This window comes from Tumebacillus flagellatus (genome assembly GCF_000714935.1).
GTDB lineage: Bacteria > Bacillota > Bacilli > Tumebacillales > Tumebacillaceae > Tumebacillus > Tumebacillus flagellatus.
The window spans coordinates 31,564-56,902 of record NZ_JMIR01000027.1 but is presented as its reverse complement, the minus strand read 5'-3'; the positions used below and the strand labels follow the sequence as shown (position 1 = coordinate 56,902).

Here is a 25,339-nt window from a genome sequence, read left to right as displayed (position 1 = left end):
CCGTCCGTCACTGTTCGCTGGGCCAAATCACCCGCGCTCTGTACGAAGTCGGCGGCCAATACCGCCGCAACATGTAATCGCAAAGCTTCAATAGTTAGGAAAAAAGGCAGCCGTCCGCAGATGCGGGCGGCTGCCTTTTTGGTTGTATGGCTTCCTTTAGAAAGTGGGCAATCCGTTGCTGATGGTCATCACGCCGGTCAACAGCAAGATCATCAATACGAGCGAAAGCACGATGACGATCGCGAGGAAGATCAGAAATTGGACCAACAGCGGGCCCCAGAACGCGACGTTCGAAGACACGCCGTATAAATTCATCAACGTGTACACAGAAAGCAGGAAGTAGTAAACCAGACCGAGAATAAAAAACCAATTCTGCAACCACGCAATGTCCAAGAACGGCGACGAGATCAGCGAGAAGAACGTCATCGGGTAGACGATGTACGGGAACGCCAAACGCAGCAGGCGCGTCTTGGCACGGCGTTCTTCGAGCGTTCGCGGCATCTTATCGGACGCGAACATCAACAGACCTAAGCGGGCGGTCAGCATGTACACGAACCGCTGCAGCAGAAATTCCAGCGGCGGCAACAGCAAAGCGATTCCCCATTTGAGCCAGGAGCTCTCGGGGCCGAGGTATGTTTCAAGTTGGGGAGACTGACCAACTACGATAGCGGTGTCGATCATCATCATGACGAGAACCACAAAACTCAATCGCGAAGAAGCTTCCGGACTCGGATTCTTCAAGAGGTGTGCGAGGATCGCATGTGGGCGGATCAGCAAAGCCCGAAGTAGGGAAAACACGCTGTAGGTTCCTCCTTTGTTCGAAGTACTTCATCAGTATATCGCAAATCGTCCGCGACCGATAGGCCTCCGTCCGTAAGTACAAGCATCTGCTTGTGAGTCGTTTTTTAAGTTTGTACAAATAATTTTTTTCTTGTGAATTGTCTGTCTTTTGTGTAAGCTAAATACATACTATAGGGGTAAAGGGAAGGGGGCATTTCCGAGTTGAATCAGGGGAAATTCACACGGATGTCACTGTTTTTGATATTGGGGATTGTAACGCTGCTGTTATCCGGTTGTGACCTGAATGTTCAGGGGCCGCAATATACGAAAGATTCGCTGATCCAGACTTTGAAGAGCTGCGGCGTGACGGCGCATTATCCGATCGATCAAGGCACGGGCCAACTGTTGCCCAACGCTACGGGGACGCACTATTTGCTCAACATCGATTACATCGACCAGTACCAAGTCAAAAACGGCTGGACGGAGGTCTACGTCTACCCCGATGCGCAGAGCGCGTACGCAGAAGCGCTGCAAGTGCGTCAGGAGTTTGAAGACCAGCGCCGCTATGACGAGAAGATGGCCGTTCTGCAAGGCCGCCATGTGGACCAAGAAGCGCCGCTTCCCCTGTTCCAGCACGGCAACGTGATCCTCTATGGGGGAGGCATCACCACGCAGGCGGAGACGATGGAGCGGATCACGAAGACCTTCGGCAAGTACCAACAGTAACTTCATACGCAAACGAATGCGACGGCGATCCTGCCTGAACGTGATTCGAGCTTCCTTCAACGCAAGAAAACCCGAGCGGATGCCGGGTTTTCTTGCTATTTACGTATTTCGCTCCAACACGTCGAGGCAGCGGTTCAGACCTTCGACGAACAGCCCGGCATCGGTGACGACCCCGGTCGCTTGCGTCGACCCGCGGTCGACCAGTTTGGAGACGACGGCAGGGTTGATGTCCACGCAGATCGTCTTGCACGTCGCCGGAATCATGTTGCCCGTGCCGATGGCGTGCAGCATCGTCGAGATCATAATCACCATGTTCGCGCCGCGGACGAGCTCTTGGTAGTCGTTTTGCGCTTGGATCAAATCCATCTGCGTGTCCGGCAGCGGGCCGTCGTCGCGAATCGATCCCGCCAACACATAAGGAACGTTGTGTTTGACCAGCGTGTACATGATCCCCTTCGTCAGTTCACCCGCTTGCACCGCTTGGGCGATCGAGCCGTGGTAGCGGATGCGGTTGATGGCGACGAGGTGATGGCGATGTCCGCCGGGAACGCCGATCGCCGTGGCGGTGTTGACGCCAAGCGACGTGCCGAAAAACGCATTCTCAATGTCGTGCGTCGCCAGCGCGTTGCCGGAGAGGACGGCAGATACATACCCTTTTTCAATCAGCCCGCAAAACGCGCTCATCCCGCCGGTGTGCACGATGCCGGGGCCCGCCACGAACACGATGCGGCCGCCTGCGTCGCGGATGTCTTTCATCTCGCGGGCGATGGTGCGGATCATCACGGGCACTTGGCGCTCCGACGACACTTCGCTGGTCATGAAGGCGAATTCCTTCTCGTCGTTGCTCGGCATCGAGAGCACGGAGATGCGCACGCCCGACTCTCCGCAGACGACGAGATCTCCCTGCTTGACGTTGCGCATGAGGGTGCAGACGGGCTTGCCGTTCTCGATTTTTACGCAGCCGTCCATGCGCAACCGCTCGACAGCTTGCCAACGTCCTTCATAAAATACAAAAGTCGGGTAGTTCGACGTCGAGTGGAAGTCGTCCGGCACGACGCCGTCCTTGGGGGAGGGTTTCACGATCAACTCGGTGGAGTGCAAACGGATGCATCCGTGTTGCTTCATTAAATCCGCCAGTTTTTCGACGTGCTCCGGGGCGCTGTAGACGAGGAATTTCAGCGGCTTGTGCGACAACAGTTCAAAGTGACCGCCGGCGCTTTGCACGGCCGCTTCCAAGTCGTCCAAAATCGGGAGGTGCGCGTCGAGCTCGAATAACTCTGTGATGTACATCGCGGGGACTCCCTTTCTGTTAGAGCTACCATCGATTACGCAAAACATGTCTAATTCTTTTAAGAGGTGCGCTAAGCTTGCAGGTAAATAACAGTTTGTGTCGAAAAAGTTTGAGAGTACATCATTTTTCGATCCATATTTCCATCCAGCGAGGGTGATGTCATAGATGCATATCACGACTACCCAATCACTGCAACCCGGTGCCAAGCTCGGCAAGAACATCTATATGAGCAACGGCAGCGTGTTGTTGGCGGAAGGCAAGGAGTTGAGCCAAGCGATGATTCAACGCCTACTTGATCTCGGAATTTCGCAGGTCTACATCCAAGATCCCCGCACAGACGACTTGCAGATTCAAGAAGCGGTCAGCGAGGAAACCCGCAACCGCGCCGTCCGTGCCGTGTACAAGTCTTTTAACGAAATGATCGAAGCGCGCAAATGGACGCGAACCGTTTCCAACCCGCGTCTTGGCCGCGAGTTTCGCCGTGCGTTTGAAGACATTCTCGGGGAATTGCGGACTCATCGGAATGTCATGATCAATTTGACCCAAATCTACACCACGGACAACTATCTCTACAGCCATTCTGTCAACGTCGGGATCTACTCGGCGGCGCTTGGTTTGGCTTTGGGGTTGAAGCACGACCAACTGATCGACCTCGGGATCGGCGCGATGTTGCACGACATCGGCAAGACGCAGATTCCGATGGAGATCTTGATGAAGCCGGGCAAGCTGACCCGCGAGGAATTCGACATCATGAAGGAGCACACCACCATCGGTTATAACATGCTCCGAGAGCACCCCGATATTCCTCTGATTTCCGCCCATTGCGCGCTGCAACACCATGAACGTCTCGACGGCAGCGGATATCCGCGCGGGCTCAAGGATGACGAGATCCATCTCTACGGACAGATCGTCGGCATTGCGGACGTCTATGACGCGCTGACCTCGCACCGCGTCTACCGCAAAGCGTTCTTGCCGCATGAAGCGCTGGAGATGCTGTTTGCTTCGTCGTCCGGCTTTGATCCGAACTTGATTCGCATGTTCCGCGACAACGTCGCCCTCTATCCGATCGGGCTGACCGTCGTGCTGAACACGGGGGAGCGTGCGGTCGTCGTCGACATCAACACGAAATTCCCCCACCGTCCGATTTTGCGGATTTTGCAAAACGAGGACGGGGAGGACATTCCGACCCGCGAAGTGGATCTGTCGCAACATCTGAACTTGATGATCACGGGCTGCGAAGAAATCTTATAATTTATTTTTTGGTTTTCTCGACTTTGAGAATGAGAGGATCTTGCCCGGTGGGGCGGATCATCGTCACCTGCTCCTGCGCTTGCAGGAGCATTTTGATTTCTCCGGTTTGCGCGGATTTCGCCATCTCATACCACGCGTACAAAGGACGTTCCGTGCCGTAGTAAATTCGTTGGCCCGCGCGGCGGAACGGCCACATCTCGCAGTCGTTGACGAGGACGCTGGAATCGGCGATGTCCTCCTCGTCGAGTTTCCACTCGCCGCCAAGCAACCGCACTGTCGTCTCGCCCAAGTAGGCGCCGATCGACAACACCAAGGTCGGGTCGGGCGTGTGTCCCGGTTCGGACACCAAATTCACCAAGCGGTCGACCTGTTTCAAACTCTCTTCCGAATAATCAAGACCCCACTCGGAAGACACTTGATCTATGAAAATCTGCGCGATATCTGCGAGCATTCCGCTGCTCATTTCAGCCACTCCCCTTCTTTCTTCCTTGCTGTTTCTAGTGTACCATAAGCGGATGGAGAGCCCTGGTCTTTCCAAATATCGAGCATTTGACAAAATTCAAACTAGTCTATACAATGCTGGTATGTAATCATCCAACAAGTTGACCAACCCCACACTTACGGACGCAGCAATGAAGGAGGACCACTGGATGAGTTTGTTTCGTACAAAAAGCATCGAGGAATTGATTCGGACCTCGCAATCCGGACAAACGTTAAAAAAATCACTCGGCACCTTCGACCTGACCATGCTCGGGATCGGGGCGATCGTCGGCACGGGGATCTTCGTCTTGACGGGCAAGGGCGCGTTGACCGCAGGTCCGGCGCTGATCTTGTCGTTTATCTTGGCGGGGCTTGCCTGCGCGTTTGCCGCACTTTGCTACGCGGAGTTCTCGTCGATGATTCCGGTTTCAGGTTCTGTGTACACATACAGCTACGCCACGCTCGGCGAATTTATCGCATGGATTATCGGGTGGGACTTAATACTCGAATATGCGCTGGCGATCTGTGCCGTCGCCGTCGGCTGGTCCGGATATTTCCAATCCCTTTTGAAGGGCATCACCGGCTGGGATGTGCCCACCGTGCTCTCCGCCGCACCGGGCGCTGTTCCGCATGAAACGACGTACTTTAACTTGCCGGCGTTCTTGATCGTCATGCTGGTTGCGTTCTTGCTCTCCCGCGGCGTCAAGGAATCGCCCCGCGTCAACAACATCATGGTCGTCGTCAAAATCGCCGTCGTCCTGTTGTTCATCATCGTCGGCTTCCGCTTCGTCAAACCGGAAAACTGGCAACCGTTCATGCCGTTCGGGTTCTCCGGCGTCTTCCAAGCGGCTGCGCTCGTGTTCTTTGCCTACATCGGGTTTGACGCGGTCTCCTCGGCGGCCGAAGAAGCGAAAAACCCGGCGCGCGACTTGCCGCGCGGCATCATCTACTCGCTGACCATTTGCACCGCGCTCTACATCATTGTGACGTTGATCATGACCGGCATCGTGCCGTTCCCGCAATTCCAAGGCATTGACCATCCGATCTCCTTGGCGTTGCAAGTGGCAGGCCAAGACTGGTTCGCCGGGTTCGTCGACTTGGGCGCGATCCTCGGGATCACCACCGTCCTCATCGTCATGACGTACGGCCAAACCCGTATCTCGTTTGCGATGTCCCGCGACGGTCTGTTGCCGAAGATGTTCTCCACGGTGCATCCGAAATACAAAACACCGTACGGCTCCACGTGGCTGGTCGGCATCATCTGCGGCTTGGTAGCAGGTTTCGTGCCGCTCGACACGCTGGCGGAGTTGACCAACATCGGGACGCTGGCGGCGTTCTCGTTGATCTCGATTTCGGTCATCATCTTGCGCAAGAAACAACCGAACTTGAAGCGCGCGTTCCGCGTGCCGCTCGTACCGCTGCTGCCGACCCTCGCCGTGCTGTTCTGCCTGTTCCTCATGGTGCAGTTGAAGTGGCAAACCTGGACGTTCTTCTTGATCTGGCTGGTCGTAGGTCTGTTCGTCTACTTCGGTTACTCGCGCAAACGTTCCAAACTGAATCAACAGTAACGATCCGACGAGATCGTTTCCGAGAAGCGTTCGCCCTGATGGCGAATGCTTCTTTTTTTGCCAGGGGATACTAGCTTCGGAGGTGGACCCCGACAATGAAAAAATCTTGGATTGCGCTGACCCTCTCCGCGTTGCTGGTCGCAAGCACCACCAGCGGTTGCACGGTTCTGCGCACCCCGTATGAGAAGCAAAAAATCGCCGAGAACGGCGGGCAGGTGAAGAAGAAACAAGAAGGCCAAGGCTCCGACCAAGCCAGCGGCGGCGAAGATAAAAAGCAAAGCGGCGGCAAGGGCGGCGGCGGTGCGACCACGCAAAGCAAAGAAGAGAAAAAGGACGAGAAAAAAGAAGAGAAAAAGGAAGACAAAAAGGAAGACAAGGTCCAAACTCTGGAGCGCAAACCGAACGACCCGCTCGCGATCTTGCAAGAGAAAAACGAAGAGAAAAATCCGCACCTGCTCTACAGCCAAACCCTCTCCTCGCAGATCTCGCAACTGGAAGGGGTGGTCGGCAGCACGGTGCTGTTGGACGAAGAGCACAACGCCTACGTCGCAATCTACACAGGCGACAAGCAAAAGTACGACCGGGACGCGCCCAAGACGAACAACGAGAAGATGCGCGTGAAAACAGAAGGCGACATCCCGCAAAAACAGCAAGCCGCCATCTCGAAGAAACTCCGCCAACTCGACCCGCTCGTCGGCACCGTCTACATCACCGACAACCCGGCGCACGCGGAGAGCTTCAACCGCTACGCCAACCAAATCGCCAAGGGCGGGGCGGGGACGCTGAACACGCAGGCGCTCGCCGAACACATCCAAGACATCTGGAAATAAAAAAAGCGGCCTGGGCAGCCGCTTTTTTTCATGCCCGTGAACAGGGCGTGTTGCCACTTAGAATTCGGTCGCGGTTTGATACGGCAGGCCGGGGATGCCCTGCTTGGTCAAGTTGCGCATCGCGCGGTCCACCATCGTGACGGGCACGTCCAATTGGCGGGCCACGTCGACGACCGACTCGATGTGGACGCCGGCCTCCATCTGTTGCCGCACGTACGTCTCGATGTTCTGCTGCAGCTCACGTTGATCCATCTTGCATCCTCCCCTCAAGTCCATTCTTGTTCCACGTTTCTTCTGTAGTTTCCCCGTGCGACTTCTTCGCATGCAAGACGTGCGTGGATAGGTCTCCGTGATCACCGGGGAATAAAAAAGACCGTTCGCGAGTGCGAGCGGTCATTTTTGGGCGTCGTGGTCGTGGTCGTCGTCGGCGATGCCTTTGACGGAGTTTTTGAATTCCTTTAGACCATTGCCGAACGAACGGCCGAGTTCGGGAAGTTTGCTCGGGCCGAAGATGATCAGGGCGATCACGAGGATCAAGATCAGGCCGGGAAGGCCGATGTTGGAAAGCATAGAGACTCCTCCTGTTGCGTGTGATTAGTAGGTGAGTTGGACGGTGGGAAACGCAAGGACGAGGTGCAGAAACTCCTCCACCGCTTTGGTTTGAAAATGTCCGCTGCGCTCCAAGACGTGCAGCGGGCGGGTGAAGCGAAAGCCCTTCGGCGTGACTTGCGCAAGCGTGCCGAACTGCAGTTCTCTGCGGATGCACCACTTGGAGAGGATCGCGAGTCCCATGCCCGCTTCGACCGCTTCCTTGATCGACTGGGTGCTGCCCATGCTGAACACTTTGGCGGGGTGGACGCCGAGTTCGTCGAGCACTTCTTCGGCGATCACGCGGGTGCCGGAGCCCGGTTCGCGCAAGATGAACGGTTCGTTGGACAGCTGTTCGCGGGTGACTGCAAGTCCGACCAGCCGGTGGCCGGCGGGGGCGAACAGCACCATCTCGTCTTCCATCAGCGGGGTGAGGTGCAAGTTGCGGTGGAGCAGACGGCCTTCGACGAGGCCGACGTCGATCGAGTGGTCGAGCGCTTTCTCGCCGATCTCTTCGGTGTTGGCGATGAGAACGCTGACTTCGACGTCCGGGAATTTCTTGGTGTACTCGGCGAGCATCAGCGGGAGAATGTATTCGCCGATGGTGAACGTCGCGCCGATCGTCAGCTTGCCGGTGACTTTCCCGACGAGGTCGTCGAGCGCGCCCTTGGCGACGGCGGAGACGTTGAGAATTTCCTTGGCATAAGGCAACAGCACTTCGCCGGCGTGGGTGAGCTCGACGCGTTTGCTGGTGCGTTCAAACAGCTTGGTGCCGTAGTAGTCTTCGAGGGACTGAATCTGCTGTGAGATCGCGGGTTGTGTTAACGATAACGCCTCTGCAGCGCGGGAGAAGTTTTTTTTCTCGGCGACCGTGACGAACACGAGCAGATGGGCGGTGATCATGGCATGCACCTCCAGAGAGCGTTGGCAATCGTACCCCTATTGTACCAGAACTTCCATGACGCAGAGTGCTTGTCGGGGTACAAACTACGAAGGAAGTTTTACGAAAAGGGGTGCCATCATGCACAAACGTTTTGCCGACATGCTCAAAAGCCTCGCTGCTCTGGCGCTGACCACGACGCTGCTTCTGCCGTCCAACGCGGTGACCCCGGCTCCGGCGCACGCGGAATCGTCGGTTGCGTACACGGTGAAGAGCGGAGACAGCGTGTGGAAGATCGCGACGAAGTACCAGATCGGCGTCAGCGAGATCGTGCAAGCGAACAACTTGAAGAACCCGAGCATGATCTATCCGGGCCAGCACTTGATCATCCCGCAGCTCGACCCGAAAGTGACGTCGTTCCAAAACCAAGTGGTGCAGTTGACGAACGCGCAACGGGCGAAGTACGGATTGTCGCCGCTGAAGATGAACTGGGAGTTGCAGCGCATGGCGCGCATCAAGTCGGAGGACATGCGCAACAAAAACTACTTCGACCACCAGAGCCCGACGTACGGTTCGCCGTTTGACATGATGAAGTCGTTCGGGGTGACATTCTCGTATGCGGGGGAAAACATCGCGGCGGGGCAACAGACGCCGCAATCGGTGGTGGATGCTTGGATGAAATCGCCGGGCCACCCCGCGAACATCCTCAAGAAAGAGTACACCCAAATCGGCTGCGGTGTCGCCGTCGGCGGGCAGTACGGGTACTACTGGACGCAGGAGTTTATTCGGCAGTAGGGGAAAGGGCAAGTCTTATCATCAACAGGCCGCCGGACTCTCCCGGCGGCTTTTTTGGTACAATGGAACAAAACAGGCAACCAAAGGAGTCCTTACCCCTCATGGCCATTGAAATGGAAGTCAAATTCCGCATGACCGCCGACACGTGGGCGGCAATCAAAGCAGACTACGACGGCGAACACGCGCTGCACCACATCGAACGCCAAACCAACCAGTACTACGACACCTCCGACCGCCGCCTGGGTGCCAAGGAGATCGGTCTGCGCCTGCGCGTGCTCGAAGACCGCTCCATCCTCGCCGTCAAGCGCTCCACGGACGAAGCACACAAGCGCATCGAAATCGAAGAAACCTACACAGACGCTCCCGACCGCCTGCCGCCGGAAAGCCCGGCTCTGCAAGCGCTTCTCGGCGAACTCGGCATCCAGTACGACGACATCGCCCCGCTCGTGATGCTTCGCACCGAGCGCTTCATTTACGAGATCGAAGAACAGGGCGTCAAAGCGGAAGTCTGCTTCGACGACGTCTCGATCGTCGGCCGTTGCCGGGAACACAAACTCTATGAAATCGAGTTCGAACTGCTCTCCGGCCGTGAAGAACGTCTCTACCAAATCGTGCAAGCGTTCAAAAACCAATACGGCACAACTGTAGAAGAAAGCTCCATTCCAAAACTTGTCTACGCCCTCAATCTCGTAAACTGCGAGTAACAACCCGCCTCTTCGCAAAAGCTATTCCCACACCGACAGCACAACAAAAAGACGGAGCCGTCAACCCGACTCCGTCTCACGTATTCCCATCGACAAGGTTAGACAAAAACCGCACTTCCAGCAAGAAACCTGACTATTCTACCACACTAGTTAGACTCAGTTCAAGTTGTCAGACAATAGAATTCATAAAAGAGTACCAGTTTGCATTGACGTTTGTCACATTTTTGATAGAATTACTGTAGTATGTGAAATTCGACACAAGTAGGGTGGGGAATTATGGCGAAAAAAGTTGTAATCCTTGGCGCTGGGTACGCGGGTTTGGTTTGCGCTTTGAAACTGAACAAGCTGGCTACCACACAAGATGCTGAAATTATCCTCGTCAATAAACATGACTATCACCAACTGATCACGCAGTTGCATGAGCCGGCTGTCGGTGCGAAGAAGCAAGAAGACATCACCATCTCGCTGAACTCCATCCTTGGCTCCAAACCGATCAAGTTCATCAAGGACACGGTCGTTTCGATCAACAAGGAAGCGCAGACCGTCGAACTCGAACATTCGACGCTCTCTTACGACTACCTCGTCGTGGCGCTGGGCTCCGACACCGAATTCTTCGGCATCCCGGGCCTCAAGGAATACTCCTTCACCATGAAGTCGGTCAACCAAGCGAACCGCATTCGCGAGCACATCGAGAAGTGCTTCCAGAACTACAACAAAGAGAAGCGCGATTCCATGCTGACCTTCGTCGTCGGCGGCGCAGGCTTCTCCGGCATTGAACTCGTCGGCGAACTGGCGGACAAACTTCCGGAACTCACCGCGAAGTACAACGTTCCGAAGGACAAAGTGAAAATCTACTCCGTCGAAGCCGCTCCGTCGATCATGCCGGGCTTCGACCCGGAACTCGTCGAGTTCTCCAAGAAATCCCTCGAAGACCGCGGCGTCAAGTTCCTGATCGGCATGCCGGTCGTCCAAGTCGAACCGGGCGTCGTCCACCTCAAGAACGGCGACACGATCAACACCGACACGATGATCTGGACCGGCGGTGTTCGCGGCGTGAAGCAAGTTATCGACGCGGGCTTTGAAACCGAACCGCGCGGCCGCGCCAAGCTCGACGAGCACCTGCGCGCACTCGGCCACACCAACGTCTGGATCATCGGCGACGCATCGTTCTACCTCAACCCGGAAGGACGTCCGTACCCGCCGACCGCACAGATCTCCGTGCAGATGGGCGATCTGGCTGCCGACAACATCTACGCGTCGATCAAGCACTTGAAGCTGGAGTCGTTCGAGCCGCACCTCTACGGGGCAGTTGCATCGCTCGGCCGCAAAGTGGCAGTTGCGAACCTCTCGCCGAAGTTCAAGCCGAAGGGCTGGGTCGCGTACCGCATCAAGGATGCTTCGAAATGGCGCTACCTCTCCACCATCGGCGCTCTCTTCAAGAAGTAAGACCGCAACACGCTTGACTACGACAACCGAAAGTCCTTCCCCGCTTGCGTGGAAGGACTTTTTTCTCAACATCAGGAGGTGTACATACATGCCGAATTTCAAAGACGGAAAACGCATGAACGTCTACAAAGAAGACAACTGGAACCAGATGAACATCCACGCGCACGGACGCCGCTTCGTGGTCTCGGAAATCTCGTCGATCGAAGGCGAGCACACGTACGATTTCACGTCCCGCCAAGAGATGATCTCGTGGGCGCAGCGCCGCTTCGCGGCGGACAACTTCTCCGGCACCGAAGAAGAGCGCCAAGAGATCCTCAGCAAGTTCAAAAAAGCGTAAGACCGTACTCGAAAAAACCGCACTTGCCCATCCCATGTACACCGATCCCTTCATATTGTACAGTACAAGATCTTTTCATCTTAAATCCGTAACGGAGGGGAAGCTGAAATGCTTACCGGATGGATGCTGTACACGATGTGGGTCGTACTGGGTTTGATCGGGCTGAACTGGTTGACCGACATGTACCGCGGGCTGATCGGCAAGACGTTCTCGCACGCAACGCTGACCGGCGTGCTCGGCGACATGATGACCACCGTGCTGCCTTTGCTGATTCTGAACTGGGCGATGGACCTCGATTCCACGGGCTGGATCGTGCAGATCGGGTACTATCTCGCAGGGCTCGGCGCGATTTGGCATCAATTGAGCAACATCAAAAACAAATGGATGTAAACACAACCCTTGAAGCTCTCTCCACAATTGGAGAGAGCTTTTTTTACAAAGAATGGGACTTGCGACTCATGAGATTGAGGACCAAGCCATGTAAACTGGATAGTAAAATAGAATATTTTTTCTGAAAACGGCGTGTAGGAAGTTCACGGTCTGCGAAAGGCCGAATCCTGACTACAGGAGGTTGTGTTCATGTTTCAATGCCCTGCTTGCGGAGAGTTGATGGAGATCCTCACCAACTTTCACTGTCTGTCTCAGCATGGTTTGTCAAAAAAGGAACTGATCAACCACTACGGCGCTCCAAAGTACGTCTCACCGACGATGAGCCGGGATGTTCAGAAATGGATCAAGGAATCCTCGATTATCTCGAAGGTGGACTTCGATGTAGCTCAGGCCGCCGCGCGCACGCTGGTCAAGCGAAGCTAGACCTAAGAATGTGTAGATTGCGTCCCCTCTGTGGAACCTGTGCAGAGGGTTTTTTGCTTTTCTGCGGCTGTTATGGTACTACTAGGAATATAATATGCCCAAACCCAAGTTCTGGGGATGGCGCATCCAGAAAGGATGAACACGATGAGTCAGTTTGCAACACGTGAGGAACACGGCTTGCAAGTTCACGTCCTTCCGACCCAAAAATACAAGATGACCACCATCGTTGTGAACTTGATACAAGAATTGCGAGAAGACACGGTGACGGGATTGGCTTTGATTCCGTATGTGCTGTTGCGAGGTTCGGCGCAATGCCCGACACCGGAGAAACTCAATTTGGCGCTTGACGACCTCTACGGTGCCTCCCTGCACGGTTTGAGCATCAAAAAAGGCGAGCGACTCGTCATCGACTTCACGATGTCCGTTCCCAACGAGAAATTTCTCGCCACCGAGGTCAACCTGTTTGAAAAAGCGTTGGAGATTCTCTCCGGCGTCTTGACCAACCCGGTCACGGAGAACGGCGGATTTCTGCCGGCGTACGTCGACGCGGAGAAAGAGCAACAGAAAAAACGCATGGCCGCTATCATCGACGACAAAACTTCCTACGCCCGCGAACGCTGCCTGGAAGAGATGACCAAGGGAGAGCCGTTCGCCATCCCGCGCCTCGGCTATGAGCAGGAACTGGAGACGATCACGCCGCAGGAGCTGTACGCGCTGTACCAACAGATGCTCTCGTCCTCTCCGGCGCACGTCTACGTCATCGGCGACGTGGACCCGGATCAAGTGTCGCAGCAGATCTTCAAGGCGTTTTCGTTTGAACGCAACGTCCGCGGCGACTTCCCGCCGGTCAACGTGACGCATCAAGCGGGCGAAGTCAAAACGATCGTCGACCGCATGGACGTCAACCAAGGCAAGCTCAACATCGGTTTCTGGACGAACGTCGGGTACGACTCGGACGATTACGCGGCGATGATGATGTGCAACGGGATCTTCGGCGTGTTCCCGCACTCCAAGTTGTTCTTGAATGTGCGCGAGAAACACTCGCTCGCCTACTACGCGTCTTCGCGCAACGAAGCGTTGAAAGGCTTGCTCTACGTGCAATCCGGCGTGGAATTTGCCAACTTCGAGAAAGCGTTGGAGATCACCAAGGAGCAGCTCAAAGAGATTCAGCAGGGCAACATCACCGACCAAGAGATGGAGTTTACGCTCAAGGGCTACGTCAACTCCTACAAAACCTCGCTCGACCAACCGGGGTCGCTCGCCGACATCCACCTCAACGGGGTGATCGGCGGCCGCGTGCGCACGACGGAAGAGATGATCGAGCAACTGCAAAACGTCACCAAGGACGACGTCGTGCGCGTGTCGCAAGGCATCCAGCTCGACACCGTCTACATGCTGCGAGATCAGGAGGGGGAGTCCCATGCGTGAGTTGCGCAATGAACAACTGGAGATCAGCGTCTTCCACGAACAGCTGGCAAACGGCTTGAACGTCTACGTGATTCCGCGCGTCGGCTTCCAGCAGACGTATGCGATGTTCACGACACGATACGGGTCGGTCGACCGCGAATTCATCGTGCCGGGCGACTCGGAGCCCACCGTCGTGCCGGACGGAATCGCGCACTTCCTTGAACATAAGATGTTCGAGCAGGAAAACGGCGAGGACGTGTTCAACACGTTTGCCCGCTACGGCGGTTCGGCGAACGCGTTCACTTCCTTTGGCATGACGTCGTACCTGTTCTCTTGCACCGACAACGTGATGGAGAACACCGAGACCCTGCTGAACTTCGTGCAGGAGCCGTACTTCACGGAACAGACGGTCGAGAAGGAGAAGGGCATCATCGGCCAAGAGATCCGCATGTACGACGACGATGCGGGCTGGCGCGTGTACTTCAACTTGCTGGCGTCGATGTATGAACTGCACCCGATCAACATCGACATCGCCGGCACCGTCGAATCGATTTCGCACATCACCAAGGACCTGCTCTACACCTGCTACAACACGTTCTACCACCCGAGCAACATGAACTTCGTCGTCGTCGGCGACGTCGACCCGGAGCAGATGATGAAGCTCGTGCGCGACAACCAAGCGGCGAAGGACTTCAGCCGCCAGCCGGACATACAGCGCATCTTCCCGGAGGAGAAACAGGAAGTGGCACAACCGCGCCATGAACAGCGTATGGCGGTTTCGATTCCGAAACTTCAATTCGGCTACAAAGACCCGAGCCGTCCGACCGGTCGCGAGTTGCTCGTCAACGAGTACGTGACGGCGGTCGGCCTCGAAGCGATCATCGGCAAGAGCTCGCCGCTGTTCAACTCGCTCTACGAAGCGGGCATCATCGACAAAAGCTTCGGTTGGTCGTACGATGTCGCGGAAAACTTCGCGCACTCCATATTCGGCGGCGACAGCAAAGACCCGGAACGGGTGTTGCAAGAAGTGGAGCGCGCGTTTGCCGACGTCTGCAAAAACGGCGTCCCGGAAGCAGACTTCAACCGTTCCCGCGCCAAGATGATCGGCCGCGTAATCGCGGAACTCGACTCTCCGCGCGCCATCGCCCGCAGCTATGCGGCGTATCAGCTCAAGGACGCCGACTACTTCGACATCGTGTCGGTCCTCGAAGGCATCACGCTGGAAGACGTAAACCTTCGCCTGCGCGAACACCTCGTGCCGGAGCATCGCGCCGTGTCGCTGGTGCTGCCGAAATAACACGAACAAAAAGCTCTCGTACCCCGACTTGCGGACGAGAGCTTTTTTTGTCGGTATGGACGTTGTTGTGGGGGATTGATACCCATAGAGATCCGGATTCATGAGCTTTTTTGTGCGCGAAAAAAATCCCCGCCTGCCAGAGACGGGGAGGTGACGCGGTTATTTCGTGTTCCAATCGATCTCCACGGCGTAGGGGATCGGGTCCGGCACGCCGGCCTCTTGGAAGCCCTTGATGCGCAGCAGGCAGGAGTCGCACACGCCGCAGGACGGGTCGGTACCGAAGTAGCAGGAGTGCGAGAACTGCAGCGGTGCGCCCAGTTCGGCGCCGAGCTTGACGATGCCCGCTTTGGAGAGGAACTGCAGCGGCGTTTTGATCAGGATGCCCGCGCCGTGTGCGCCGGCCGCCGTGCCTTTGTTGATGACTTCCTGGAACGCTTCGATAAACTCGTGGCGGCAGTCCGGATAGCCGGAGTAGTCGAGCGCGTTGACGCCGATGTACATCGCTTCAGCGCCGATCGCTTCGGCGTAGGACAGCGCGATGGAGAGGAAGATGATGTTGCGCGCCGGGACGTAGGTCGCCGGAATTTCCTTCTCCATTTCGTTTTCGTCGCGGTGGACGGGAATTTCCTTGTCGGCGTCGGTCAGCGCCGAGCCGCGGATGATGCCGTTTAAGTCCGCGATGAAGTGGCGGTCGGCCACACCGTAGAACTCGCTGACTTTCTTCGCCGATTCCAGCTCGATGGCAGCTTTTTGCCCGTAGAAAAACGAGAGCGGGTAGAGCTCGTAGCCTTCGTTTTTCGCCACCGCCATGCAGGTGGTGGAGTCGAGTCCGCCGGAGAGGATGATGACGGCTTTTTTGGCAGCTTGGGTCATGGGGTTACACTCCTCGCTTGTCCGGGTCCCAGACGATCTTGTGCAGTTGGACTTGGAAGCGGGCGTCGAGGCCGTCTTCCAAAATCCAGTTCACCAGTTGCTCCAATTCGATTTCGCGGAAGATCGGCGAGAAGATCAGCTGGTAGCCTTTCGCCGGGTCGAGATCGTATTCGCGAACCAAGTTGGTGCACCACTCGTAGTCTTCGCGGTTTCCGACGACAAATTTCACTTCGTCGCGGTTCGGGACGAGATGGCGCAAGTTCGCCCAGTGCATGCGCTCGCTCATGCCGGAGGACGGGACTTTCATGTCGACGATGAAACGCTGGTTCTCATGCATCGTGTACTTCGAGATGTCGATCGAGCCGTCCGTTTCAATCGAGACTTCATAGCCCTCGTTCGCCAGCATGTCCAACAGCACTTGTGTTTCTTGGCGCGGTTGGATCAGCGGCTCGCCACCGGTCAAGCAGACGCGCTTGACTTTAAGCGCCCGAATTTGCTCCATCACTTGCTCCGGCGTGATCGGATCGCCTTCGTAGTAGGAGTATTTCGTATCACAGTACGTGCAGCGCAAGTTGCACCCGGTAAAACGCACGAAGATCGTCGGAAGCCCCGCCGAGGACGTTTCACCTTGAATGGAGAGGAACAACTCATTGAGCCGCATGGAAATCCTCCCACGTGACTTCCGCGTACGCCGACGGGGTTTCCCAGAGGCGGCACTTAACCAGGCGCACTGGGGTCGCGTTGTCGATCTGTTGCAGATAGGAGTCGATGATCTCAAAGAAATGCACGACCATGTTCTCCGCCGTCGTGTTGAAATCCATCAGATCGTTGAGAAAACGATGGTCGTACTTGCCGATGATCTGTTCATTGACAATGGACTTGATATCGCCGAAATCCACCACGATGCCGCGGTGATCCGTCCGGCCCTTGATCGTGACTTCGAGTTTATAGGTATGGCCGTGCAGGTTGGCGCACTTGCCGATATAATCGTCGAGTCGATGCGCGGAGTCGAACGTAAAAATCTTCGTCACCGCAACTTCCTTCATATGGTAAGGTACTTGGGTCATCATGATTCACACCTTTCCCGCAGTAGTCTAAACTCCAATATAACAAATCGAGGAGGGCTTGTCACGAGTTCTAGAGTTTCCAGTTGCCGCCTATAGTAGAAAGACGCTTGCATTCTCTGCTGAGTTTGGTTCAAAATATGACGGTGAGTATGAAAGTGGAGGGGAACCCATGACAGGTAAAGCTGAACACGAAGCTCAGATTCAGGCGTTCGGAACGTACCTCGAGGAGAAGAAAAAGTCGCCGGGGACGGTGCAAGGGGTGTTGCTTGATCTCGGGCAATTTTCCGATTTCCTTGCCAAGCGCGACAAGCCCTTCAGTGCCTTGACAGAAGACGACGTCAATGACTTCGGCCGGGAATTGCGCGAGGGAGGCAAGTCGGAAAAACTCGTACACCGCAAATACAAAGCGGTGAAAAACTTTTACAAGTTCTTGGCGGAGCGCGGGGAGTCGGCCGACATGGACGACTTGATCAGCGAAAGCCGCTCTTACATCATGGCTTTGCCAAGGCCGCTGACGATCGACGAGATGAAGCGTTTCATCATCGCGTGCCATGACGTGAAGCGGCGCGCGATCTTCACGACGATGTACGAAGCGGGGCTTCGACCGGACGAATTGGGCCGCCTGACGCAAGACGACATCTCGTGGGACGATTTGTTTATGGTGGTCAAAAACAAGCAGGGCGAACGCGACCGGTTGGTGTTTTTCTCGCGCAAGCTCAAAGACCTGATCAAAAAATACATCCGCGCGACCAAAAGCAAACTGCCGAACGTCTTCGTGGACGAAAAAGGCCCGATCCGCTTGGCGCGCCTGCAAGTATTATTCGTGGAGACGGCCAAAGAGGCCAAACTCGAAGGACATATCGCGCTCTCTTCGCTGCGCCGGTCGCTGGCGGCGCACATGATTGAGCAAGGAATCGACATCGGTCACGTCGCGCAGATGCTCGGATTGAAAAGCACCAACTCGCTGGAAGTCCTCGTCCCGGCGGGCGGCGTGCGTGCGAACGAATATCAAAAATTCATCTCGGCGTTGGATTTGTAGGGATACCGAATACTTTATAATGAATGAGCAGCCCCTTTCGCGGGCTGTTCTTTTTTTACAACACAAGGATTGTGGAGATCCATGTCGAATAAAGTCTTTAAAAACTCAGGAGGGCTTTCTCCAGACCCAGCGTCTCGCGGGGATCGACGGGCTGCCCGGATTCGGGAACCGCCGGCTGCATGATCTGGCGTTTGCGGACGCGGTGCAGAACGCCTCTGCCTCGCCGGTTTCGCTGTTCTAAAAGCGGATCACGCCCTGTACCGTGCCAAAGCGAACGGGCGCAACCGCATCGAACTCGCCGACTGACAGACCGGCCGGCGGACGGACATAATGTAGACACAGAATTCGTACTTTCTATGAAAAAATCACGGGAAGTATGAAACCTTTTCTGCACAGATTCGTCTAACTTACAAACAAGTCTCGTGAGAAAGGTGTGACAGCACATGTCTATGATTCTGTTCAACGGACTGATGATCGGTGTGTTCGTGTTCGCGGCATTGATGGTACTGGTAAAGTTCGCGTTTTACAAACGGCAGGAGGAAGGAATGCGCTCCGCCTATTTCTGGGGAGGCATTTTGTTCTTGGCGTTGGCCGTGACCGACATCACGTCCAGCGTGGTGTACCGGACGGAGCTGCATGAAGTGCAGACGTTGTTGTTCCTTTCGTTTGCAGGTCTCGCGATGTTTCGCTTTACACGCATGAAAACCACCTCGGCTTCGTAAGCCGGGGTTTTCTTTTTATCTATTCTTTTTGAAAATTATGATTTATAATAAGAGCAGGCAGTGAACACAATCCTCCGGAGGTGTTTTCGATGTCCCAAGAGCAACTGCTCCGCCATCCGATCTTCGGGCACACGCTTGCGAACTGCGAATTGCCGCACCACAAGTACGCGCTTTCGTTGAAGGGACCGTTGCTGCATTGCAAAGCGGTGGTGAAACTGGTTGAACCGGACAAGTCCGACGGGCCTGTCAGCCACATGCATTTCCTGATCGACCACATCGAAGTGCTCTCGATCCAGGGCGCTGACGCCTCGCTGGTGTTGCCGGAAGCATTTTGTGCCGTTCGGTTCGGCGACCATCTGGGACTGAAGCAGCGCATCGCGGGATTGGAAGCCGGGCAACCGATCGAGTTGCAGGGCGAGTACATCGACAGAAACCACGCCTACGCCACAACGGACAACCCCGGTGATCCGGTGTTGCACTTCACGCATCACCCGGTCGGGTATGTGCTCTATCATGACAAACGATATGAATAATTTGGTAAACTGGAGGGAGCGGACAACACGCTCCCTTTTTTGTGGATATCGTGGATAACCGCTGTGGATATTGTGGATAGAAATTGTGAATAACATTGGGGGTTGGGGATAAATGGACTTTGTAAAATTGAGTAAGACGCTCTCGTACGCGCTGCGCCATGCGCCGTGGGAATTTGAATTGGAGTTGGACGAGGAAGGCTGGGTCGACGTGGAGCAGCTGTTGACCGAATTGCGCGGGTACTCGCGGGCGTTTGCCGGCGTGACGCGGGAAGATCTGGTGCAGATGTCCGGCGCGTTTGACAAGAAACGGTTTGAGATCGAGGACGACCGGATTCGGGCGCGGTACGGGCATTCCGTCCCGCAGAAAGTGGTGAAGACGCCCGCGAAACCGCCGCAACTTCTCTACCACGGGACGGCGCCGAAGTTTGTGGAGAGCATCTTGGCGCAGGGGTTGCTGCCGATGGGCCGCCACTATGTGCACTTGTCCACAGACACCGAGACGGCGGGCAAAGTCGGCAAGCGCCGCAGTGCCGCGCCGACGCTTCTCGTGATCCTCGCAGAGGAAGCGTGGGCGGACGGTGAAGTTTTTTACAACGGCGGAGAGAACATCTGGCTGGCGGATCGGGTGCCGGCGAAATACATTCGCGTGCAGTAAAAAGGAACGCGGCCAGTGCGGGCGCGTTCCTTTTTTGTCGGGCAGGGCGGTGGATTTCTTACTTGATGCCGACCAAGTCGGTGACGACGACGTAGGAGAGCGTCAGTCCGGCGACCGGCGGGACGAAAGCGATGGACGCGGGCGGGTTTTTCGCTTTGCGCGGTGCTTCGCCTTCCTTGACGGCTTGCGGGACGATCTGGTCGGTGACGTCCTCGCGCGGTTTGCGCGGGTTTTCCAGCGAGCAGACGACTTTGACGCCCTTGTAGATGCCATAGTCCTTTAACTTGCGGCGGATGATCTTGGCGATCGGGTCGATCTTGGTCTTGGAGATGTCCATGACGCGGAACTGCGTCGGGTCGATTTTGTTCGCGGCGCCCATCGAAGAGACGATCGGAATGCCGCGCTTGTTGCACTCGACGATGGCGAGGATCTTCGCCGAGATCGTGTCGATGGCGTCGACAACATAGTCCGGGTTGTATTCAAAAATCGAATCCTTCGTTTCCTCCAGATAGAAGATCTTGAGCGGAACCACGTCGATTTCCGGGTCGATCTGCTTGACGCGCTCGGCCATGACATCGACTTTGTCCAAGCCGACCGTGTGGGTGAGAGCGGGGATTTGACGGTTGATGTTGGTGATGTCAACGTCGTCCTTATCCACAAGCACGAGGCGGCCGACGCCGCTGCGGGCAAGCGCTTCCACCGCATACGAGCCCACGCCGCCCATGCCGAGCACGACGACCGTGCTGTTTTTCAATTTCTCCAGGCCCTCCGGCCCGATAACCAATTCTGTGCGGGAATACCGATGCAAAGCCATATTGGTTCGAAACCCCTTTGAATGATAATATCTCTAGATTCTCCAAGCATAGCATAATTCAATCCTCCATTAAAGCGATCAGGATACTGGATTCGTGACTTCTTCAGTTTGCCTGATTTGACGAGGACCTTACGTAGATGGAGACGACATGAGATAACGTCCTGTTACCGAAGCAACGTTGGCTTTTAGCTCAGAGGGTGTTCCAGTTGCAACCAAGCGTCCACCCTGACTTCCTCCGCCATGTCCAAGTTCAATCAGGTGATCACAGAAGGACAGCACGTACGGATCGTGTTCAATCACGAGTACGGAATGCCCGCTGCTGACCAATCGATTCAGCAAGATCAGCAACTTTTCGGTGTCGTAACGACTGAGTCCAACCGTCGGCTCGTCCAACACGTACAGATAATGTCCGGGGTTGCCCTTCACCAACTCCCTTGCGAGCTTCAGCCGTTGCGTCTCGCCTCCGCTCAACGTCGTGAGGCTTTGCCCCATGGAGATGTAACCCATTCCAATCTCGACGAGCGTTCCGAGCATCTTGCGAATCTTTGGATGTTCTTCAAAATGACACTGAGCGTCTTCCACGGACAGGTTGAGAATGTCCGCAATCGACTTCTCTCGATGCCGCACTTGGAGCACCTCCGCATGGAAGCGTGCACCATCGCAGAGGGTGCAGAGATCTCGAAACAGGAGGTTCCCCATCCAGCGTTTGGTGTGCCCGCTCCCGCCGCATTGCGAACACGCTCCCGTCGAATTGAACGAAAATGCACCAGCGTCCAGTCCTAGACGAATTGCGCTCTCTTGCGCGGCAAACACCTTGCGAATCGCATCCCAGACACCTAAAAAAGTCGCGACGCACGAGGTCTCAAACCGACGCGGCAACTTCTGTGTCACGACAATGTATCCGTCTAGATCCGGTGCATCAGACAGTTCCGCAACCGACCTCACGAGCACTTGATCGCTCTCCTCGCCGTCCGATTCGGGAAGCAAGTCCGATTTGGGAGCGGGACCGGCACCACGGCGTGCCAGCTGTTCATCAAGTTTCGGCAACAGCGAGTCGAGGATCAAGGAACTCTTGCCGCTTCCGGATACCCCGCAGACCCCGATCATACAGTGTAAGGGAACATCGACGGTGATTCCTTGCAGATTGTGGGTACGGGCATCGCTTATCGTGAAGCGGGATTTGGTCTCCTTGCTGTCATATGAATAGCTCTTCGGCGGCCATGAATTCGACCGAAGGGATGCTGCGGAGAGGGAGGTCTCATGGGCGAGGAACCCGTCGAGCGAACCGGAGTAGAGGAGCGTTCCCCCTAAGCGACCCGCCCCTGGACCGAAATCGAGGATCGTATCGGCGCTTCTGATCACCTGCTCGTCATGCTCGATCACGATGACGGTATTCCCGTCATCACGAAGCTGCCTGAAACTGCTGATCATTTGGGACTTTTCCGTTTCATGCAGCCCGGCGGTCGGCTCATCGAAGATGTAGATGACGGAATCGAACTTCGCGGTCAACTGCAGCATGATGTGCAGGCGTTGGAGTTCACCGCCGCTCAACGTCGGAAGTTCGCGGTAGAGCGTTAAGTAGGAGAGACCGACAAGTTGCAGGGCATCCAGCGTTTTCAAGATTTCATGGAGAATGCGGCTCGTGACATCGCGTTTGTCTCGGTGATTCTGAACGTTGCGGATGAACGCCTGCAATTCCGAAGCTTCCATCCTGCCTAGATCACCGATATGAGCACCATGCCACCGGACGCGCATCGCTCGTTCCTGAATGCGATGCCCCTCACAGGCGGGGCACAGCTTCGCCGTTTGCAGATTCGGAACTTTTACCTCCCCTCGCTTGAGGCGCTCTTCCATCACAGTGTGAATCCCGTAGAAGATCAGCTGCGGTTGTGATTTCGAACGGGAACGGGGCGGCCTATAGGTTAGAAAAACGTCTTGAGCTTCTGAGGAGAGATCAGAAAAACGCGTGCTCGCGGTGACACCGAAACGTTCTCCAAAATTCACGAGCCGCTTTTCAATATAGGCCTTATCTTCGAATTTCTTCTTGGGATAAAAGTACGCAAAGCGATGCAACTCCTCAAGAGAGGCGTTTCTGTCTGGAAAGATTGCTTGCCAGTCCACCTGCATCACAGATCCACGCCCCTGACATTCAGGGCACTGACCGTGGGGAGAATTGAACAGAAACATCCCGGGGGTAAATTCACTGCGATCGTGGTGTGCGGCATCGAGCGACTCCCCCTCATTCGCATAGACGAGGGCGAGCAAGTTCAAGAGGCGAGTCGAAGTACCGACGACGGAGCGCGGATTAAGGTTCCCGACGATGCGCTGTTCCACCGCAATGGTCGGGCTCAGGCCGCGAATCAGATCAAACGAGTCCGCTTGGCTGAAGTTGTGCGAGAGGCCCGCAGCTCGCAAATAGAGGTGTTGGCTCTCTTGATGGAGCGTATCGAGAAGGAAGCTCGATTTGCCCGATCCGCTCACGCCGGTCACCACGACGAACTTCTTTTTGGGGATGACGGCATTCACGTTCTTGAGATTGTGCAACCGCGCCCCGGCAACCTCAATTTGATCCATCTAGAAACCTCCTCGCCCTGAAGGTACTTGCAGTTTCGGCTGTGCGGATGCAAGTGCTCTTACGTTGTCCCATTCGTAGTCAACATCTTGTAAGAGGAGGGCGAGCTCATCCAGCATCTGCAAATCGTGCGTTTTCATACGGCTCATCTCCACTTCGCAAATCGGGGGCAAGTCTGAATACCTTGGTTCAGTCCCAAGGACGTTCCAAAGGTCCAGACAGAGGTTGGTACGAATTCGCCCGAGTCCCCACGACCGCTTGATCCCGAATACGTTGGCATTCCATTCACCGGAGCGACAGAGCAACCAAGCATCACCCGCCGTGAGAAAATCATCCGGGGGAATGTCGACGATCTGTTGGTCCGGATCGACGAAGATCCATCGACTCAACTCTTTGGACCAGACTTCGCATACCCAATGATCCACGTACTTGTCGTTCCTTTCAGACAGATAGCGTGCAAAGCCTGCTCGACATCGCACAGGTATATTTTTGTAACGCAGGATAGAAGCAAGCAGCAAGGCGTGAAACCGGCAGGAGACGATCAACCTTTCTGCAGGCATCCTGTCAAGCGTCAGCCCTTCAGGATGACGTGCGAGCAATTCTTTCAACAAATCCTGCACCCCGTCATACAGAGGGTCTTCATCCCGCATGGCTGGATCCAATGCGGGACGAAATTGTGATGTTTGACTCGGGTGAATGAATTGTCGTTTCACATAGGTGCATAATTCAGTCAAATCTGTTGGGAGAGGTTCGAAGAGGGTAGAGAACTCTCCAGGGTCGGTCTCCACAGTAAAGTTGGTGTATCGTTCGTGAGATTGAATGTCCATGTTTCACCTATTATTTTTCTCAATGGCGACCCAAACTTCGGCGACAGGTTGATGACCCGGCGGACAATAACATTCAAGGCTGGGGAGATTCGCCAGATCATATCCTGACGTGGGAACCCATTCTGTATAGACACGTTTCCAAATATCTTGAACTTCTGCCGGTGAAGACGCTTCAAATACCGCCCACGCGCTCTCCGGAAACTGTAAACTCTCCATGCCGGCAAGCGGCTCACCGTCCGAAATGGCACCGATATAATAATCGAACGCTTCGTTGTTGCCAAAGTTGCCATTGGCGCATACACCCAAGATGCCGTGAGGAGTCGTTGGAGGTTGCGACCAAAGGAGATCGATGAGTGTCTGCATCAGGCCGTTTTGGTTCGCTTTTTCCCAAAGGGGTGGAATGACTTCGAATGCCTCGTGCATGTTGATTCGGTTTTTTTCACCGATCACGGAGAACGATCCAACTTCTTCAATCCGATACTTCATGGCAACATCTCCTTGGATACTCATCGTAAAGGTCATTCGGGGATAGGCTTTGACGAGGACTCCCGGTCTGCGAGCCGCCGTCGGCGTGACTCCATGCAGGTTTTGAAACGCGCGAGTAAAAGCTTCCGGTGAGTCGTACCCGTACTTCAGAGCCAGATCGAGCACCTTGCGATCCGTCGTTTGCAACTCGAACGCAGCAAGCGTCAGTCTCCTCCGTCTGATGTACTCCGAGAGCGAAACATCCGTAATGAAAGAAAACATGCGTTGAAAATGATAGACAGAGCAGCAAGCGATTTTTGCTGCTTCAGCCGTATCAATCTCGTCCGTCAGATGCTCCTCGATATAACGTATCGCACCGTTCATTTTCCCAAGCCAATCCATTCCTGATCCTCCTTGACTCCTACTATAGCCGTGAGTGCGTTGCATTGTCCTAGCTTTTCATGCACAAAACTGCAAGACTTCTTCGCTGCTAAATTGTACCACCGATTGCCGGACAGGAGAGGAAGCGTCACAAGAACTTCAGTTCTGGAAACCTGTGCAATCGTAGCGTATACTTTG

At 55.3% G+C, this 25,339-nt stretch carries 29 protein-coding genes; 16 read left to right on the top strand and 13 right to left on the bottom strand.

What is annotated here, in order from left to right; all coding sequences use genetic code 11:
* Window positions 1–156 precede the first annotated feature (156 nt).
* On the bottom strand, window positions 157–798 hold the full coding sequence (locus tag EL26_RS16325) for a hypothetical protein (protein ID WP_152559292.1): 642 nt from the start codon (window positions 796–798) through the stop codon (window positions 157–159).
* Between the two features lie 228 nt (window positions 799–1,026).
* On the opposite strand from EL26_RS16325, the gene EL26_RS16320 reads away from it, so the two are divergent.
* The gene (locus EL26_RS16320) at window positions 1,027–1,506 is read left to right on the top strand and encodes a hypothetical protein (protein ID WP_038091254.1); all 480 of its coding nucleotides are present in this window, start codon (window positions 1,027–1,029) and stop codon (window positions 1,504–1,506) included.
* A gap of 99 nt (window positions 1,507–1,605) precedes the next feature.
* On the opposite strand, the gene EL26_RS16315 is transcribed toward EL26_RS16320, so the two are convergent.
* Window positions 1,606–2,796 (bottom strand): ornithine cyclodeaminase, nickel-pincer nucleotide-dependent, encoded by a 1,191-nt coding sequence (locus tag EL26_RS16315; RefSeq protein ID WP_038091252.1) that lies wholly within the window; start codon window positions 2,794–2,796, stop codon window positions 1,606–1,608.
* Window positions 2,797–2,962: 166 nt separating this feature from the next.
* Here EL26_RS16315 and EL26_RS16310 point away from each other — a divergent pair, with 166 nt between their 5' ends.
* A complete protein-coding gene (locus EL26_RS16310; protein WP_038091251.1) occupies window positions 2,963–4,048 on the top strand; it encodes an HD-GYP domain-containing protein in 1,086 nt (361 codons plus the stop codon).
* Between the two features lies 1 nt (window position 4,049).
* Here EL26_RS16310 and EL26_RS16305 read toward each other — a convergent pair whose 3' ends face one another.
* On the bottom strand, window positions 4,050–4,511 hold the full coding sequence (locus tag EL26_RS16305; RefSeq protein ID WP_038091248.1) for a hypothetical protein: 462 nt from the start codon (window positions 4,509–4,511) through the stop codon (window positions 4,050–4,052).
* A 187-nt stretch (window positions 4,512–4,698) separates the two neighbouring features.
* Here EL26_RS16305 and EL26_RS16300 point away from each other — a divergent pair, with 187 nt between their 5' ends.
* Window positions 4,699–6,096 (top strand): branched-chain amino acid transporter BcaP, encoded by a 1,398-nt coding sequence (locus EL26_RS16300; RefSeq protein WP_038091245.1) that lies wholly within the window; start codon window positions 4,699–4,701, stop codon window positions 6,094–6,096.
* A 95-nt stretch (window positions 6,097–6,191) separates the two neighbouring features.
* The gene (locus EL26_RS16295; protein ID WP_038091242.1) at window positions 6,192–6,926 is read left to right on the top strand and encodes a hypothetical protein; all 735 of its coding nucleotides are present in this window, start codon (window positions 6,192–6,194) and stop codon (window positions 6,924–6,926) included.
* A 57-nt stretch (window positions 6,927–6,983) separates the two neighbouring features.
* Here EL26_RS16295 and EL26_RS16290 read toward each other — a convergent pair whose 3' ends face one another.
* The 3 genes from EL26_RS16290 to EL26_RS16285 form a co-directional block, all read right to left on the bottom strand.
* Window positions 6,984–7,178 carry a hypothetical protein gene (locus tag EL26_RS16290; protein ID WP_038091239.1) on the bottom strand — a complete coding sequence of 65 codons (195 nt, stop codon included), beginning with the start codon at window positions 7,176–7,178 and terminating at the stop codon, window positions 6,984–6,986.
* Window positions 7,179–7,319: 141 nt separating this feature from the next.
* Complete coding sequence (gene tatA, locus EL26_RS24645; RefSeq protein WP_081857272.1) at window positions 7,320–7,496, bottom strand: twin-arginine translocase TatA/TatE family subunit; 177 nt, start codon at window positions 7,494–7,496, stop codon at window positions 7,320–7,322.
* A 24-nt stretch (window positions 7,497–7,520) separates the two neighbouring features.
* Entirely contained in the window at window positions 7,521–8,417 is an 897-nt protein-coding gene (locus EL26_RS16285; protein WP_038091236.1) for a LysR family transcriptional regulator, read from the bottom strand.
* A 118-nt stretch (window positions 8,418–8,535) separates the two neighbouring features.
* On the opposite strand from EL26_RS16285, the gene EL26_RS16280 reads away from it, so the two are divergent.
* From EL26_RS16280 to yfmH, 8 genes are all read left to right on the top strand, one after another.
* The gene (locus EL26_RS16280; protein WP_238546134.1) at window positions 8,536–9,189 is read left to right on the top strand and encodes a CAP domain-containing protein; all 654 of its coding nucleotides are present in this window, start codon (window positions 8,536–8,538) and stop codon (window positions 9,187–9,189) included.
* A gap of 101 nt (window positions 9,190–9,290) precedes the next feature.
* Complete coding sequence (locus EL26_RS16275; protein WP_038091232.1) at window positions 9,291–9,893, top strand: CYTH domain-containing protein; 603 nt, start codon at window positions 9,291–9,293, stop codon at window positions 9,891–9,893.
* 276 nt (window positions 9,894–10,169) lie between these two features.
* Window positions 10,170–11,339, top strand: a complete 1,170-nt coding sequence (locus EL26_RS16270) for an NAD(P)/FAD-dependent oxidoreductase (protein ID WP_038091203.1) — start codon at window positions 10,170–10,172, stop codon at window positions 11,337–11,339.
* Window positions 11,340–11,427: 88 nt separating this feature from the next.
* Window positions 11,428–11,676 (top strand): hypothetical protein, encoded by a 249-nt coding sequence (locus tag EL26_RS16265; protein ID WP_038091198.1) that lies wholly within the window; start codon window positions 11,428–11,430, stop codon window positions 11,674–11,676.
* A gap of 108 nt (window positions 11,677–11,784) precedes the next feature.
* On the top strand, window positions 11,785–12,066 hold the full coding sequence (locus EL26_RS16260) for a hypothetical protein (protein WP_038091196.1): 282 nt from the start codon (window positions 11,785–11,787) through the stop codon (window positions 12,064–12,066).
* 189 nt (window positions 12,067–12,255) lie between these two features.
* The gene (locus EL26_RS16255; protein WP_038091194.1) at window positions 12,256–12,489 is read left to right on the top strand and encodes a hypothetical protein; all 234 of its coding nucleotides are present in this window, start codon (window positions 12,256–12,258) and stop codon (window positions 12,487–12,489) included.
* 144 nt (window positions 12,490–12,633) lie between these two features.
* A complete protein-coding gene (yfmF, locus tag EL26_RS16250) occupies window positions 12,634–13,917 on the top strand; it encodes an EF-P 5-aminopentanol modification-associated protein YfmF (RefSeq protein ID WP_052036491.1) in 1,284 nt (427 codons plus the stop codon).
* Entirely contained in the window at window positions 13,910–15,193 is a 1,284-nt protein-coding gene (gene yfmH / locus EL26_RS16245; RefSeq protein ID WP_038091190.1) for an EF-P 5-aminopentanol modification-associated protein YfmH, read from the top strand. Before yfmF ends, yfmH begins: the two co-directional genes overlap by 8 nt.
* Before the next feature lie 159 nt (window positions 15,194–15,352).
* On the opposite strand, the gene queC is transcribed toward yfmH, so the two are convergent.
* The 3 genes from queC to queD are packed head-to-tail and all read right to left on the bottom strand — an operon-like array spanning window position 15,353 to window position 17,133.
* On the bottom strand, window positions 15,353–16,066 hold the full coding sequence (queC, locus tag EL26_RS16240; RefSeq protein WP_038091185.1) for a 7-cyano-7-deazaguanine synthase QueC: 714 nt from the start codon (window positions 16,064–16,066) through the stop codon (window positions 15,353–15,355).
* Between the two features lie 4 nt (window positions 16,067–16,070).
* On the bottom strand, window positions 16,071–16,727 hold the full coding sequence (locus EL26_RS16235) for a radical SAM protein (RefSeq protein ID WP_038091183.1): 657 nt from the start codon (window positions 16,725–16,727) through the stop codon (window positions 16,071–16,073).
* Window positions 16,714–17,133, bottom strand: coding sequence for a 6-carboxytetrahydropterin synthase QueD (queD, locus tag EL26_RS16230; protein ID WP_338010865.1), 420 nt, complete (start codon window positions 17,131–17,133; stop codon window positions 16,714–16,716). Before queD ends, EL26_RS16235 begins: the two co-directional genes overlap by 14 nt.
* A gap of 169 nt (window positions 17,134–17,302) precedes the next feature.
* Here queD and EL26_RS16225 point away from each other — a divergent pair, with 169 nt between their 5' ends.
* From EL26_RS16225 to EL26_RS16210, 4 genes are all read left to right on the top strand, one after another.
* Window positions 17,303–18,172, top strand: a complete 870-nt coding sequence (locus EL26_RS16225) for a tyrosine-type recombinase/integrase (protein WP_038091180.1) — start codon at window positions 17,303–17,305, stop codon at window positions 18,170–18,172.
* Between the two features lie 443 nt (window positions 18,173–18,615).
* Window positions 18,616–18,894, top strand: coding sequence for a hypothetical protein (locus EL26_RS16220; protein ID WP_038091178.1), 279 nt, complete (start codon window positions 18,616–18,618; stop codon window positions 18,892–18,894).
* A gap of 89 nt (window positions 18,895–18,983) precedes the next feature.
* Window positions 18,984–19,427, top strand: coding sequence for a hypothetical protein (locus EL26_RS16215; RefSeq protein ID WP_052036489.1), 444 nt, complete (start codon window positions 18,984–18,986; stop codon window positions 19,425–19,427).
* Between the two features lie 112 nt (window positions 19,428–19,539).
* Window positions 19,540–20,082 (top strand): RNA 2'-phosphotransferase, encoded by a 543-nt coding sequence (locus EL26_RS16210; RefSeq protein WP_038091177.1) that lies wholly within the window; start codon window positions 19,540–19,542, stop codon window positions 20,080–20,082.
* 58 nt (window positions 20,083–20,140) lie between these two features.
* Here EL26_RS16210 and EL26_RS16205 read toward each other — a convergent pair whose 3' ends face one another.
* The 4 genes from EL26_RS16205 to EL26_RS16190 all read right to left on the bottom strand — a co-directional run bounded on the left by EL26_RS16205 (window position 20,141) and on the right by EL26_RS16190 (window position 25,162).
* Window positions 20,141–20,896, bottom strand: a complete 756-nt coding sequence (locus EL26_RS16205) for a tRNA threonylcarbamoyladenosine dehydratase (protein WP_038091174.1) — start codon at window positions 20,894–20,896, stop codon at window positions 20,141–20,143.
* 129 nt (window positions 20,897–21,025) lie between these two features.
* A complete protein-coding gene (locus EL26_RS16200; protein ID WP_038091172.1) occupies window positions 21,026–23,470 on the bottom strand; it encodes an excinuclease ABC subunit UvrA in 2,445 nt (814 codons plus the stop codon).
* Window positions 23,471–24,295 (bottom strand): transglutaminase-like domain-containing protein, encoded by an 825-nt coding sequence (locus tag EL26_RS16195; protein WP_052036488.1) that lies wholly within the window; start codon window positions 24,293–24,295, stop codon window positions 23,471–23,473. It abuts the gene before it with no gap.
* A gap of 3 nt (window positions 24,296–24,298) precedes the next feature.
* The gene (locus EL26_RS16190) at window positions 24,299–25,162 is read right to left on the bottom strand and encodes an AraC family transcriptional regulator (RefSeq protein ID WP_038091171.1); all 864 of its coding nucleotides are present in this window, start codon (window positions 25,160–25,162) and stop codon (window positions 24,299–24,301) included.
* Window positions 25,163–25,339: the final 177 nt, after the last annotated feature.